We start from the raw sequence: 13093 nt of genomic DNA on the forward strand, positions 1-13093 counted from the left end.
GATGCAGCGAGACAGCGAGGACGAGCAGTGGACGGCAGCGCCCTGTCGGTCGGCCCAGCGCAGGGCAAGCCAGCGCACGGTCAGCCAGCGCAAAGCGCGTCGGACCCGAGGCTTTCGCGCCTGCTCCGGTGGGCGCCGCTGGTGCTCGCCGTCGCCTTCGCGGCCCGCCTGCTATGGACCGCGCTGGTGCCGAACGCGACGAACTTCCTTGATCTGCATGTGTATGTCGACGGCGCAGCGCGGATCACCGCGGGTGATCTCTACGGCTTCCGGTACGCGACGAATACGCCAGAGTTCCCGCTGCCGTTCACCTACCCGCCGTTCGCGGCGCTGGTGTTCTTCCCGCTGAGCGCGCTGCCTTTCACGCTGGTGGCGCTGCTCTGGCAGGTCGGTATCGCCGCGGCGCTCTATGCGGTCGTGCGACTGTGCCAGCGCATGCTCGGTGCCGCGGGCCGGGTGGGCAGCCGCCGGGAGGCAATGCTGTGGACCGGCGTTGGCCTGTGGACCGAGCCGGTACGCACCACGCTCGATTACGGCCAGGTCAATGTCTTCCTGGTGCTGCTGGTATTGGTGGCGGCGAGCACCGCGCGGTGGTGGCTGGGTGGGGCACTCGTGGGCATCGCCGCGGGCATCAAGCGGACCCCGGCGATCACCGGACTGTTCTTCCTGGCGCGCCGCCGGTTTGGTGCCGCAGCGTTCTCGGCGGTGGTGTTCTTCGTGACGGTGGGAGTCTCGTGGCTGGTGATCCGGGACGAGACGCGGGAGTACATCGGTTCCTACTTCGGCGATGCAGATCGGATCGGCCCGACCGGGTCGGTGTGGAACCAGTCGTTGTTCGGTGCAGCGCACCGCTTCGGCCTGCCGGAGGGCACGGCCCGGATCGTGTGGCTCGTCGCGGTCGTGCTGGTATGCGTGCTGGCCTGGGTGGCGTGGCGGGCCCTGCACCGGCACGATGTGCTGGGCACCTTGCTGGTCGTGCAGATTCTGGGGCTGCTGGTGTCGCCGGTGTCGTGGTCGCACCATTGGGTGTGGGTGATCCCCCTGCTGCTCTGGCTGGTCCGGGGCCCGTTCGCGGGGATGCCGGGGGCAAGGGCGATCGCGAGCGCATGGGCAGCGATGGTGCTGGTGGGCGTGCCGTGGGTGCTGAGCTTCTTCCAGCCCACGATCTGGGAGATCGTCGAGCCAGCCCCGCTCGCCTGGATCGCCCTCGTCTACGTCGTGGGAGCCATCACCGTTCTCGCCTGGATGGTGTGGTGCGGGCGCGCGCGCCGCTCGCTAGTGTCTGCGCCATGAGCACCGCGCGCCTGCCGCATCCCGAGCTTGCCGCCGCCTACGCCGCCGCCCGCGAGGCCCCAGTGGACACAGGAACCTGCCATCTCGACAGCGCCGCTGCAGGCCGCATGAGCCTCGCGGTGCGGGCAGCGATCCGTGATCATCTCGATCTCGAGGCGCGCGTGGGTGGCTATGTGGCGCACGAGCAGGCCAGCGAGCGCATCGATGGTGGCCGCCACGCCATCGCGGAGCTGTGTGGTGGGCGGCCTGATCGAGTCATGTACACCGAGAGCGCGACTGCCGCTCTCCGCGCCATGTTGCTCGCGCTCCGGCTGCCGGCGGGATCGCAGGTAGCGGTGCTGCCGTGCGAGTTCGGTCCCAACCTTCGCGAGCTCCGCGCGTTCGGTCTCGAGCCGTGCGTCATCGATCCGTGGGACGGTCAGGGGCAGCTCGATCTCGGGCACGCCGCCGACCAGCTCGATCAGCGATCCCCGGCACTGGTGCACCTGTGCTACCTCGGCTCGCACCGGGGCGTCGTGCAACCCGTGCGGGAGCTCGCGAGGCTGGGCGGCGAGCGGGGAATCCCCGTGCTCGTGGACGCCGCGCAAGGATTCGGGCACCTCGATTGCCGCATCGACGCCGACGCCATTTATGGGACGAGCCGCAAGTGGTTGTGCGGCCCGCGGGGCGTCGGCTTCGCCATGCTGCGCGACGGCTTCCTCGGCGATGGCGCGGCCCTAGTGGAATCGCAGGAGGCGTACATCGCGGGCCGGGTCGGCCTGGCGGTGGCGCTCGAGGAGCACCTGCGGCTCGGGCCACCGCGGGTGCGGGAGCGGCTGCATGCGATCGGGCAGCTCGTCCGCGGTTCCCTCGACGGCCGGGGCGGATGGCAGGTGGTCGAGCCACACGCTGAGCCATGCGCTGTGACGACGCTGCGTCCGCCCGCTGGCTTCCGGGACCAGGACGTGGCGGCGCTGCGGGAGCATCTTCTTGCCTGTTCGCCCCGCATGGTGACCACCTACGCGGGGCCGGAGCGCGGACCGCTCGAGGCTACCCGCGGTGTCCTGCGCGTGAGTCCGCACCTCGATGTCACCGGTGCCGATCTCGAGCAGCTCTCCGGGATCCTCGACGCTTGGCGGCCGTAGTTCAGGCTTAGCGCCCGGTGGACTTGGTGCAGGGCAGGCGCCCGGTGCCTGCCGCATTGGTACTCCTCGCAGTGGGCTTGCTACGAAACGGGCGCGGGCGAGGATCACGGCTGCCACCCTTCGCTGCGAGCTGCCACCCCTGCGCGAATCTCCCACGGAAATAACCGTGGCAGCTGGGCGGGAACCGTGGCAGCAGCACGCTATCGGTGGCGGCTGGGGTCCACGGCCTAGCGGGTGTCCCGAATTGGGGCGCCGTGCTGGCCGTCGCCGTAGGGCCACCCGGCTAGTGGATACTTTTCCCGCTCCGAGGAGGAAAAGCTTCCACTCGCCGCGCGGGAACCGGGACTAGCCGCGGAGCCGGACCGCCCGCTAGTCCTCCTTGTCGGGGTTGTTGCGCAGGTGGATGAGGCTGGCGATGAGGCCGCCCCAGACGATGGTCAGGGACAGGATCATCATGATGATCGCGGTCGTGGTCATCGGTGGCCTTCCTTCGCGAGGAACTGGGTTGATTCTGGATGGCCGAGGTCGGTGCCGCGCCGCCAGGGCAGCACCGCGAGGATGATCGCGAAGGCGATCAGCACGGCCTGGACCGACCAGCCGAGGACGAGGATGAAGCTGTCCGGGTAGCCGCCGTAGCCCTCGTCCGCGAGCGTGCGGATCTCGCTGATCAGCATGGCGCTGAGCACGATCGGTGTGGCGACGACGATGCAGAACTGCCACACGATGTTCGCTCTGAACGACGAGACCGCGTTGAGGTGATCGCCGAGCTCGCCGGTGCGGCGCAGCAGCCAGGCGACGGAGATGACGGTGATGAGCGCGACGCCGACGATGCCGAGGTTGTTGACGAACTTGTCAACGACGTCGAGCACGCTTACGCCGGTGGTCGTGGGGAACAGAGCGATGGAGCATGCGGCCATGGCGCCGCCGACGCCGAGCACCGCCGGGATCCGGGTGATGCCGAGCTTGTCCTGTACCGCCGAGATCACTACTTGCACGATCGAGATGAGCGAGGTGAATCCCGCGAAGACGAGGCAGAGGAAGAACAGTGCTCCGAACACGGAGCCGCCGGGCATCACGGAGATGATCTGGGGGAACGCGATGAACGCGAGGCCGATGCCGCCGCTGACGACCTCGTCGACGGGTACGCTCGCGATGCTGGCCATGTAGCCGAGGGCCGCGAAGACGCCGATGCCGGCGAGGATCTCGAAGCTGCTGTTGGAGAATGCCACGACCATGCCGGACCCGGTGAGGTTCGTGCGGATGCGCAGGTAGGAGGCGTAGGTGATCATGATGCCGAACGCGATGGAGAGCGAGAAGAAGATCTGACCGTACGCGGCGATCCATACGGTGGGGTTGAGCAGCAGGCTCCATTCGGGGTCGAAGAAGGCGTTGAGGCCCGCGGCCGCGCCGTCGAGGAACAGCGAACGGATGACCAGCACGAGGAACAGCACGACGAGCAGGGGGACAAAGATCCGTGCCGAGTTGCCGATGCCGCGCTGCACGCCGAGCGCGAGGACGGCGAGGGTGGCCAGCCAGACGAGCACGAGCGGTATCGCGACGCCGGGAACGAGGTCGAAGCCCACGCGCGCGCCGTCCTCCTGCTGGAGGAAGTTGCTGAACAGGAATCCCTCCGGATCGTCGCCCCAGGCCTGCCCGATGGAGAAGAAGGTGTATCGCACGGCCCAGGCCACGATGACGGCGTAGTAGACGGCGATGACGAAGCAGATCCCGACCTGCCACCAGCCGAGGGTCTCGGTCCATTTGCTGAGGCGGCGGAACGCGAGGGGCGGGGATCCGCGGAACTTGTGGCCGATGGCGTAGTCAAGGAAGAGCAGCGGGATACCGGCGGTGAGCAGCGCGATCAGGTAGGGGATCACGAAGGCCCCGGCGCCGTTCTCGTAGGCGACGAACGGGAAGCGCCAGATGTTGCCGAGGCCGACCGCGGAGCCGATCGCAGCCAGGATGAAGACTGATCGCGCGCTCCATACCTCGCGTGGTGTGTCCATTCGTGGCGGCTTTCTGTTGGCGGCGGTTGGGGGAGCGTGCCGCGTTTCGCGGCGGCTAAGCACACGGTAAACGACTCATTCGCGATGCTGGCGGGAAGTGGCCAACTGGTGTCCTACCAGATGCGCGGGTGTTTCAACACGCGGCAGGAAGTGTGGTACGGGGATGTGGGCCAAGTCCTGGCGAGCAGTGCCCAAAAAGCGCATCATTGTGGCATGGGTCACGTAATGAGCATCAATGACATCCGAACCGCGATCCGGGAACTGCGTGTCCGTGAGAACGAGGCCCGGAAGGAAGGCCGCGAGGCCGATGCCAACGAGATCGCCGAGCGCATCCGTGGCTATCAGGAGGAGCTCGCCGAGCGCCCCTGAACCGGACGCCCCGAACCAAGCAGGCGTTTCCTCGCGCTAGCGCCGGTGGCCAAGCAGCGAGAACCCCGCCGGGACAAGTCACCGACGGGGTTCTCGTGGGGTGCCTGGCGAATTGACCGGGCAGTAGGGCTAGCGGATCAGTCGACCACGAACAGGCCTACCGTGGGCGCGAATCCACAGGTGATCGGTCCGTTGGGCCCCTCGAGGGTGGCCTGGCCATGGATGGTGGCCAGGATGCGGCCCTTGCCGGTCCGGGAGATGGCCGTATAGGTCGCGGGGCCGTCGGCGTTGATGCCGGCGCTGTTGTCGAGCGCTGTGGCGCCCGATCGGCCGGAATCGATGTTGAACCACGACACAGTGAGCGGGTCCGCGGGAACCTGGCTGGTTGCTCCTCCGGTGCCAAGCGCGGTGAACACGAACGCCGCCTCGCGGGAGCGCGGGCCCGGTGCCGGGATATCGGCCGGGCCGGACACCGCGAGGGCCGTGGCGATGGAGCTCTGGCCGGGGCCGATGCAGTCGAACCCGATGGTCGGGTAGAGGAACTGCTGGATGGGTGGTCCATCCGTGGGAATCGGCGGTCCGCCCTGCGGGGGCTCGGGGGCGCTGATGAACGACACGATGCGGCGCGCGCCGTCCTGCACCTGCTCCGGCACTCCAGGCTGGCCGAGCAGGCCGGTGAGGGTCGCGAGCAGTTGGTCCTGGGCTTCCGTGCCATTGCCGGCACCGGTCGCCGCGGACCCGATGATCGCGGGCAGGATCTCCATGGCCGCGGGGTCGATGTCAGAGAGATTGATGTCGGGGTAGACGATCGGTAGCGCCGGTTGTGCCGAGCTGATGCCGGGGAGCGACAGCGCGGCGGTGACGGTGATCGCCAGTGCCGCGAGCGTTGTTCGCGATTTTCGGATGTGGAGCACGCGAGGTTCCATCCTTGTCTCCATTGAGGTCGGGGCCGGTGGTCGTTTCAGCAGCGCCCGAGCTGCCGGATCTGGTGTGCGATGGCGGGCAGCATCGAGGCTTGCCGACGATCGCGCGCGGCCCGCGCGGATGCTGAGCTCCGTGGCACCTTCCGGTCCGGGGCCCCACGATGCTTGGGGTTCATGATTCATGGCGGGAGGCGGCACCGTTCCGGGTTTGCGGGAGCGTTACCAACTCTTGGCTGTAGTTCAGCCGAATCCACGCCACATCGCAACTTGGCGCGGACATCGCCCGCGGGTCGCCGCGCGGGCCTAGGAGGTGCTGATGCTCGTGATCTCCGCCTCGATCTGGTTCGCGAGGTCGAGATCACGCTGGGTGAGGCCCCCTGCCGAATGGGTCGTGCAGGAGAAGTGGACCGTGCGCCACCGGATATCCATGTCGGGATGGTGGTCGAGCTCCTCGGCGATCACCGCGACCCGATCGATGAGGAGGATCGCGTCGGGGAACGAGGCCATCGCGGCTGTCCTTTTCAGTGCTGCCCCGTCCCGGTGCCAGGAGTCCAGGCTTTCGAGGAACTGGTCGATCGTGGCGTCGTCGAGGATATCGCTCATCCCTCTAGTGTGACATCCATCACCGCTGCAGCGGAATGGCCCGTGCCGCCGCTGCGGAAGGCGGCGAACCGTGCCGTGGCGCCCATCGCGCCCGCCGGTGCCCGTATGGTGGATGCTTGCCATACCACCGCGAGAGGAACTCACCATGGCCGCGTCACCTCGAGCAGTCGTCGCGGGCTGCGCGCTCGCGACGCTCCTCCCGGCCCTAGCGGGCTGCTCCACGATCGGTTCCGGCGGCAGTGACGCGGACGGGGCCGTGGTGCTGCTGACGCACGATTCGTTCTACCTGCCCGAGGATGTGCTCGACGCGTTCGAGGCAGAGACAGGCATCGCCATCGATCATCGTCCGCAGGGCGACGCCGGGCAGCTCGTGACGGGCCTGGCGCTGTCCCGCGATCGGCCGATCGGCGACGTCGTGTTCGGCATCGACAACACGTTCGCCTCGCGCGCCGTGGCAGAGGATGTGCTCGAGCCCTACGAGGCGAGCACCGCCGTGCCGCAGCGCTTCGCCTACCCGGGCGACCCCGTGCTGACCCCCATCGCCTATGGCGATGTGTGCCTCAACATCGACACCCGCTACTTCGCTGATCGTGGCATCCCCGAGCCCACGAGCCTCGGCGACCTCGCTGATCCCCGTTACCGGGATCTCGCCGTGGTGCAGAACCCCGCCACATCATCGCCGGGCCTTGCGTTCCTCCTCGCAACGATCGAGGAGCACGGCGAGGATGGCTGGCAGGACTACTGGACGCGGCTGCGGGACAACGGCGTGCTCGTCGTCGACGGCTGGACGCAGGCCTACACGGTCGAGTTCTCGGGCTCCGCGGGGGAGGGCCCCCGCCCGATCGTCGTCTCCTACGCCACCTCGCCGCCCGCGGAGGCCGGGCCCGATGGCGCCCCGCCGCCCACGCGGGCGCTGCCGGATACCTGCTTCCGGCAGATCGAGTACGCCGGGATCGTTGCGGGAACGGCCAACGCGGACGCCGCGGGCGAGCTGATCGAGTTCCTGCTCAGCCCTGCGGTGCAGGAAGCGCTGCCCGAGAGCATGTATGTGCTGCCGGTGGTGGAGGGCACTCCGCTGCCCGAGGCTTTCGACCTGCACGCCCCGCGCCCGGCCGAGCCGATGTCCATGGATCCCGGCCGCATCGGCGAGAACCGTGACGAGTGGATATCCCAGTGGCGCGCCCTCATGCTCGGCTAGTGGCTCCAGCCGTCGTCGCCCGGGGCGCCCGCCGGATACCCGCGGGCGTGTGGCTCGGCGTGCTGCCCGCGGCCTTCCTCCTGGTGTTCTTCGCCTGGCCGGTGATCGCGATCCTGCGACGCGGGCTCACGGGGCCTGATGGCGGCCCCGATCCGCTCGGGGCGGCGCGGATCCTCGCGGAGCCGGGCGTGTGGGGCATCGCGGGCTTCACCATCGGCCAGGCCCTCGCCTCGACGTTGCTGACACTCTTGGCCGGGCTGCCCGTGGCATGGCTGCTCGCGCGCGTGGCCCTGCCCGGGCGCCTGGTGCTGAGGATCGCGGTCACGGTGCCGTTCGTGCTGCCCACCGTTGTGGTGGGCATCCTGTTCCGGGTGATCCTCGCGCCGCAAGGGCCACTCGGCTTCCTCGGCCTCGACGGCACCGTCTGGGCGATCCTGCTCGCGCATGTTTTCTTCAACATCGCCGTGATCGCGCGCACGGTCGGCTCGGTCTGGTCCACCCTCGACCGGCGGGCCGAGCAGGCGGCACGCACCCTCGGTGCCACTCCTTTCCAGGCCTGGCGCACGGTGACCCTGCCGGCGCTGCGGCCCGCCATCCTCTCCGCCTCCGCGATCGTTTTCCTGTTCTGCGCCACCAGCTTCGGCGTGGTGCTGGTGCTCGGCGGCAGCCGGTACCGCACCCTCGAGACGGAGATCTACTTGCAGACCGTGCAGGCGTTCGACCTGCGCGCCGCCGCTGCGCTATCGATCCTGCAGATGCTGACCATCGGGGCGGCGATCCTCATCGCCACCCTCGCGCGGCGCGGGCGGCGGAGCGACGGGCAGGCCGCGATGGCGTCCGGGCAGCAGGCGCGGCCCCGGGGCGCGCAGTGGGTGCCGGTCGCTCTGGTCCTCGGGGTGGTCGCGGCCCTGCTGGTCGCGCCCCCGCTGCTGCTGGCATGGACGTCCGTGCGGCGCGGCGGCAGCTTCACGCTCGAGGGCTATCGCTTGCTCCTCGGGCGGGGCGGCGATCACGAGGCCTGGGGCGCGATGCTGATGTCGCTGCGCACCGCCACCGATGCCGCGGTGCTCGCGACCGTGCTGGGCGTGCTCGCGGCCGTCGCGATCACCGCTGCTCGGGGGCGGTGGGCGATCGCGGGCGAGGCGGCCTTGCTCGCGCCGCTGGGAATCAGCGCGGTGACCGTGGGGTTCGGCCTGTTCATCACGCTGGGGCAGTTGCCCGTTGATCTGCGGTCCTCGCCGCTGGTGATCCCCATCGCGCAGGCCCTCATCGCGATCCCGCTGGTCGTGCGGGTGCTGCTGCCGGCGCTGCGCGCGGTGGACCCGCGGCTGCGGGAGGGCGCGCGCGTGCTGGGCGCGTCGCCAGCGCGGGTGTGGGCCAGCATCGACCTTCCCCTGGCGTGGCGGTCGCTCGCGGTCGCGGCGGGGTTCGCGTTCATCGTCAGCCTCGGGGAGTTTGGCGCTACATCCTTCCTCGCCCGCGCGGGCGAGCCAACGCTGCCCGTGCTCATCGGGCGGTTGATCAGCAGGCCCGGGGCAGAGAGCTATTCGGTGGCGATGGCGGGAGCCGTCGCGCTGCTCGTGCTGACCGCGGCGGTCATCGCGGTCGTCGAGATCGTTCGGGTCGGCGAGATAGGGGAGTTCTGAATGCTGCGCCTCACAGGGATCACGGTGCGCTACGGGGACACCCTCGCGGCGCACGATGTGACGCTCGAGGTTCCCGGCGAGGCGCATGTGCTCGCGCTGCTCGGGCCCTCCGGCTCGGGCAAGACCACCGTTCTGCGCGCCGTCGCGGGCCTGGAGCCCATCGCCTCCGGCTCGATCACCCTCGGCGGCGAGGACCTTTCCGCGGTGCCGGTGCACAAGCGCCGCATCGGGCTGGTGTTCCAGGACGGGCAGCTCTTCCCGCACAAGTCGGTGGCCGGGAACATCGCCTACGGGCTCGGGCTGGCGCGGGACGAGGCCGGCAGGAGGATGCCGCGCGCGGCGCAGCATGACCGGGGCGCGGAGCTGCTGGAGATGGTTGGCATGGGTGGCTTCGGGGACCGCGGGGTGGCGGGGCTCTCCGGCGGCGAGGCGCAGCGGGTGGCGCTGGCCCGGGCGCTGGCGCCGCGCCCTCGCCTGCTGCTGCTCGATGAGCCGCTCTCGGCGCTCGACCGCGGCCTGCGGGATCGCCTGGCGACCGACGTGCGCGACATCGTGACCACGCACCAGACGCCAGCGATCGTGGTGACCCACGACCACGACGAGGCCGCCTTCCTCGCCGATCGCATCGCCGTCCTCATCGACGGGCACATCCATCAGATCGCGGCCCCGCGGGATCTGTGGCGCCGCCCGGCGGACCGGGCTGTGGCGCGCTTCCTCGGCTTCGAGGCGTTCCTGGACGCGGACGTCCGGCACGGGGTGGCGCGCTGCGTGCTCGGCGCGGTGGGCGTGGACGCCCCGGATGGGCCAGCGGTGCTGGCGCTGGGCCAGCACTCGCTCGCCATTGCTCCGCACGGGCCGGTCGCCGCGACCGTCCTGTCGCGGGTGATGATGCCCGATGGGCTGCGGCTGCGCGTGGCCGTCGAGGGCCTGCCCGGTGGTCGGGCGGAGCTGGGCGCGGTGGGCACGCTCCATGACAGTGCCGAGCCGGGGCAGCAGATCCGGCTCGGCCTGGACGGGCGGCGCACCGGGTTGATCGCGAGCGCGCCCGCCCGGTCCAGCAGGGCCGAGCCGGACGGGGTGGCGGCGCGTGGGTGAGGAGTGCCTGGGCGAGCAGCGTCGCGAGGTCGTGGCCGGCGCGGTGGTGCGGGAGGGCCTGCTGCTCGTCGCTCGCCGCGCGTCGCCCCCGGAGCTCGCGGGGCTGTGGGAACTGCCTGGCGGGAAGGCCGAGCCGGGGGAGGAGCCGCGGGCGGCGGTGGAGCGGGAGCTCGCCGAGGAGCTCGCGATCGTGGTGGTGGGGGGCGAGCGCGTGGGGCCGGAGGTGCTGATCGGCGAGCGGATGGTGCTGCGCGCCTACGCCGCGGAGTGGGTCTCCGGCGAGCCGGTGGCGATCGAGCACCTCGAGGTGGCGTGGATCGGCAGCGATGCGCTCGATGACTTGCCGTGGGTGCCGAGCGACCGTGCGCTGATCGCGGCCCTGCGCGAGCTGCTCAGGCCGCGCGAACGCGCTTGAGCTGCTTCTTCAGGTCGCTGCCCTTGACTCCGTTGGACTCGAGCTTCTTCATCTTCGCCACGACGTAGGGGCAGCGCATGCATCGGGTCTTGGATCGGCAGCACTTCTTCTTCGGCTTGAGGCTGCTGACTTTCGATGCTTTGACCTTGCCCATCGTGTAGTGCTCCAGTGTGGTCGGCGGTGGTCGGGGACGCAGTGCGTCAACTAAGCATAGCCTCGCTTATGTAGGTAGGGCTAACTGATCTTGGGGCGCTCGATTGAGCCCTTGCGCCCCCGAGCGGGTATCCTCGGGGCTGGTTGCTCATTGGAAGCATCATCGACCATGCCCACTCGGGCAGTCGCATGAGCAACCGACTCTTCACCACGTCCCGGCCACGGCGCGCCCCCTGGCGCGACCAGCACGACCGGGGCGCCTCAATCATGTACAGGAGCTTGTGTGTCGTCCACCTCGGCTGATACCCGCACCCCAGCCTTCCGCAACATCGCGATCGTCGCGCACGTCGACCACGGCAAGACCACGCTGGTCGACGCGATGCTGCGCCAGTCCGGGGCCTTCGCCGAGCGCGAGGAGCTCGTCGAGCGAGTCATGGACTCCGGCGATCTCGAGCGCGAGAAGGGCATCACCATTCTCGCCAAGAACACCGCGGTGCGGCGCGTGAACCCCGCCGGCTCCGAAGTGATCATCAATGTGATCGACACCCCGGGCCACGCTGACTTCGGTGGCGAGGTCGAGCGCGGTCTGTCGATGGTCGACGCCGTCGTCCTGCTCGTCGATGCCAGCGAGGGACCGCTCCCGCAGACCCGTTTCGTGCTGCGCAAGGCGCTCGAGTCGTCGCTCCCGGTGATCCTCGCCGTGAACAAGACCGACCGTCCCGACGCCCGCATCACCGAGGTCGTCGACGAGGTCCATGACCTGCTCCTCGATCTCGCCAGCGACCTCGAGGACGAGAAGGCCTCGGCCGCCGCGGAGCATGCCCTCGAGATGCCCGTCATCTACGCGTGCGCACGCTCCGGCAAGGCCAGCCTGACCCAGCCCGAGGACGGCGAGGAGCCTGATTCCCCCGACATCCAGCCGCTGTTCGACCTGCTCCTCGAGCATGTCCCGGCGCCCGTCGCGGATCCCGATGCCTCGCTGCAGGCCCACGTCACCAACCTTGATGCTTCCGCCTTCCTCGGCCGCATCGCGCTCGTGCGCATCTACAACGGCACCATGCGCAAGGGACAGACCGTCGCGTGGCTGCGGAGCAATGGCGAGGTGAAGAACGTGCGGCTCACCGAGCTGCTGCGCACCGAGGGCGTCACCCGCGTCCCCGCCGATGAAGCAGTGGCCGGCGATATCGTGGCGGTCGCGGGCATCGAGGAGATCATGATCGGCGACACCCTCGCCGATCCCGCGAACCCGGTCGCGCTGCCGCGCATCACCGTCGACGAGCCGGCGATCTCGGTGACCATCGGTACCAATGGCTCGCCGCTCGCGGGTCGCAATGGCGGTACCAAGCTCACCGCCCGGCTGCTCAAGGCCAGGCTCGACCAGGAGCTCATCGGCAACGTATCGCTGCGCGTGCTGCCCACCGAGCGTCCCGACTCCTGGGAGGTCCAGGGGCGTGGCGAGCTCGCCCTCGCGATCCTCGTCGAGACCATGCGCCGCGAGGGATTCGAGATGACCGTCGGCAAGCCGCAGGTGGTCACCCGCACCATCAACGGCAAGCTCCACGAGCCGTTCGAGCTGCTCACCATCGACGTGCCCGAGGAGCACCTCGGCGCGGTCACCCAGCTGATGGCCGCCCGCAAGGGCCGCATGGAGAAGATGCACAACCACGGCCAGGGCTGGGTGCGCATGGAGTTCGTCGTCCCCGCTCGCGGCCTCATCGGGTTCCGCACCGCGTTCCTCACCGAGACCCGCGGCACGGGCATCGCCAACAACCACTCGCACGGCTACGAGCCCTGGGCGGGCGAGATCCGCAGCCGCCACACCGGCTCGCTCGTCGCCGACCGCGCGGGCGCGATCACCAACTTCGCGCTGCAGACCCTCCAGGACCGTGGCCGCTTCTTCGTCGAGCCCGGTGATACCTGCTACGAGGGCATGGTCGTGGGCGAGAACCCCCGCGCCGAGGACCTCGACGTCAACATCACCAAGGAGAAGAAGCTCACCAACATGCGCTCCTCCACCGGTGACGAGCTCGAGCGCCTGCAGCGGGCTGCCCGGCTCGACCTCGAGGGCGCGCTCGAGTTCTGTGGATCCGACGAGTGCGTCGAGGTGGGCCCCGATATCGTGCGGGTTCGCAAGGTCATCCTCGACTCGACCACTCGTGGCCGGGAGCGCTCGCGCGCCAAGACCCGTGACAAGGCCGCCGAGTAATCGCTGCCAGGTAGGCGCTGCGGAGTCGCAGCGGGACAACGTGTCGCATAGTTCCCCGCGTC

13 protein-coding genes are annotated in these 13093 nt (G+C 69.6%); 8 read left to right on the forward strand and 5 right to left on the reverse strand.

Going from position 1 to position 13093, the window contains the following annotated elements; genetic code table 11:
- The first annotated feature begins 27 nt into the window (after positions 1 to 27).
- Both HT102_RS07140 and HT102_RS07145 read left to right on the forward strand, forming a co-directional pair.
- Positions 28 to 1293, forward strand: coding sequence for a mannosyltransferase (locus tag HT102_RS07140; protein WP_333473325.1), 1266 nt, complete (start codon positions 28 to 30; stop codon positions 1291 to 1293).
- The gene (locus tag HT102_RS07145; RefSeq protein ID WP_192038704.1) at positions 1290 to 2417 is read left to right on the forward strand and encodes an aminotransferase class V-fold PLP-dependent enzyme; all 1128 of its coding nucleotides are present in this window, start codon (positions 1290 to 1292) and stop codon (positions 2415 to 2417) included. The genes HT102_RS07140 and HT102_RS07145 overlap by 4 nt, the downstream gene beginning before the upstream one ends.
- A gap of 369 nt (positions 2418 to 2786) precedes the next feature.
- Here HT102_RS07145 and HT102_RS07150 read toward each other — a convergent pair whose 3' ends face one another.
- Both HT102_RS07150 and HT102_RS07155 read right to left on the reverse strand, forming a co-directional pair.
- Positions 2787 to 2894 carry a methionine/alanine import family NSS transporter small subunit gene (locus tag HT102_RS07150; protein WP_192038705.1) on the reverse strand — a complete coding sequence of 36 codons (108 nt, stop codon included), beginning with the start codon at positions 2892 to 2894 and terminating at the stop codon, positions 2787 to 2789.
- The gene (locus HT102_RS07155) at positions 2891 to 4423 is read right to left on the reverse strand and encodes a sodium-dependent transporter (protein ID WP_192038706.1); all 1533 of its coding nucleotides are present in this window, start codon (positions 4421 to 4423) and stop codon (positions 2891 to 2893) included. Before HT102_RS07155 ends, HT102_RS07150 begins: the two co-directional genes overlap by 4 nt.
- Positions 4424 to 4636: 213 nt before the next feature.
- Here HT102_RS07155 and HT102_RS07160 point away from each other — a divergent pair, with 213 nt between their 5' ends.
- Positions 4637 to 4792 (forward strand): hypothetical protein, encoded by a 156-nt coding sequence (locus HT102_RS07160; protein WP_192038707.1) that lies wholly within the window; start codon positions 4637 to 4639, stop codon positions 4790 to 4792.
- Between the two features lie 137 nt (positions 4793 to 4929).
- Here HT102_RS07160 and HT102_RS07165 read toward each other — a convergent pair whose 3' ends face one another.
- Positions 4930 to 5706: an Rv1157c family protein gene (locus tag HT102_RS07165; protein WP_192038708.1), complete on the reverse strand. Its 777-nt coding sequence runs from the start codon at positions 5704 to 5706 to the stop codon at positions 4930 to 4932.
- 312 nt (positions 5707 to 6018) lie between these two features.
- The gene (locus tag HT102_RS07170) at positions 6019 to 6318 is read right to left on the reverse strand and encodes a 4a-hydroxytetrahydrobiopterin dehydratase (RefSeq protein ID WP_192038709.1); all 300 of its coding nucleotides are present in this window, start codon (positions 6316 to 6318) and stop codon (positions 6019 to 6021) included.
- A gap of 145 nt (positions 6319 to 6463) precedes the next feature.
- On the opposite strand from HT102_RS07170, the gene HT102_RS07175 reads away from it, so the two are divergent.
- Genes HT102_RS07175 through HT102_RS07190 form a run of 4 tightly spaced genes read left to right on the forward strand, consistent with a single transcriptional unit; the run spans position 6464 to position 10672 of the window.
- On the forward strand, positions 6464 to 7516 hold the full coding sequence (locus HT102_RS07175) for a thiamine ABC transporter substrate-binding protein (protein WP_192038710.1): 1053 nt from the start codon (positions 6464 to 6466) through the stop codon (positions 7514 to 7516).
- Positions 7516 to 9162, forward strand: coding sequence for an ABC transporter permease (locus HT102_RS07180; protein WP_192038711.1), 1647 nt, complete (start codon positions 7516 to 7518; stop codon positions 9160 to 9162). The genes HT102_RS07175 and HT102_RS07180 overlap by 1 nt, the downstream gene beginning before the upstream one ends.
- Entirely contained in the window at positions 9163 to 10257 is a 1095-nt protein-coding gene (locus tag HT102_RS07185; protein ID WP_192038712.1) for an ABC transporter ATP-binding protein, read from the forward strand.
- Entirely contained in the window at positions 10250 to 10672 is a 423-nt protein-coding gene (locus HT102_RS07190) for a (deoxy)nucleoside triphosphate pyrophosphohydrolase (RefSeq protein ID WP_333473326.1), read from the forward strand. Before HT102_RS07185 ends, HT102_RS07190 begins: the two co-directional genes overlap by 8 nt.
- On the opposite strand, the gene HT102_RS07195 is transcribed toward HT102_RS07190, so the two are convergent.
- On the reverse strand, positions 10650 to 10826 hold the full coding sequence (locus HT102_RS07195; protein ID WP_192038713.1) for a hypothetical protein: 177 nt from the start codon (positions 10824 to 10826) through the stop codon (positions 10650 to 10652). The two genes, HT102_RS07190 and HT102_RS07195, sit on opposite strands and share 23 nt — an antisense overlap.
- 282 nt (positions 10827 to 11108) lie before the next feature.
- On the opposite strand from HT102_RS07195, the gene typA reads away from it, so the two are divergent.
- On the forward strand, positions 11109 to 13031 hold the full coding sequence (gene typA / locus HT102_RS07200) for a translational GTPase TypA (RefSeq protein WP_192038714.1): 1923 nt from the start codon (positions 11109 to 11111) through the stop codon (positions 13029 to 13031).
- The last annotated feature ends 62 nt before the right edge of the window (positions 13032 to 13093 follow it).

The organism is Lolliginicoccus lacisalsi (genome assembly GCF_014841105.1).
GTDB classification, from domain to species: domain Bacteria; phylum Actinomycetota; class Actinomycetes; order Mycobacteriales; family Mycobacteriaceae; genus Lolliginicoccus; species Lolliginicoccus lacisalsi.

What these genes read in the sequence shown, in the direction of transcription:
- HT102_RS07145 (WP_192038704.1), top strand. Translation starts at nt 1,290, where the DNA reads ATGAGCACCGCGCGCCTGCCGCATCCCGAGCTTGCCGCCGCCTACGCC.
- HT102_RS07150 (WP_192038705.1), bottom strand. Translation starts at nt 2,894, where the DNA reads ATGACCACGACCGCGATCATCATGATGATCCTGTCCCTGACCATCGTC.
- HT102_RS07155 (WP_192038706.1), bottom strand. Translation starts at nt 4,423, where the DNA reads ATGGACACACCACGCGAGGTATGGAGCGCGCGATCAGTCTTCATCCTG.
- HT102_RS07160 (WP_192038707.1), top strand. Translation starts at nt 4,637, where the DNA reads ATGGGTCACGTAATGAGCATCAATGACATCCGAACCGCGATCCGGGAA.
- HT102_RS07170 (WP_192038709.1), bottom strand. Translation starts at nt 6,318, where the DNA reads ATGAGCGATATCCTCGACGACGCCACGATCGACCAGTTCCTCGAAAGC.
- HT102_RS07175 (WP_192038710.1), top strand. Translation starts at nt 6,464, where the DNA reads ATGGCCGCGTCACCTCGAGCAGTCGTCGCGGGCTGCGCGCTCGCGACG.
- HT102_RS07185 (WP_192038712.1), top strand. Translation starts at nt 9,163, where the DNA reads ATGCTGCGCCTCACAGGGATCACGGTGCGCTACGGGGACACCCTCGCG.
- HT102_RS07195 (WP_192038713.1), bottom strand. Translation starts at nt 10,826, where the DNA reads ATGGGCAAGGTCAAAGCATCGAAAGTCAGCAGCCTCAAGCCGAAGAAG.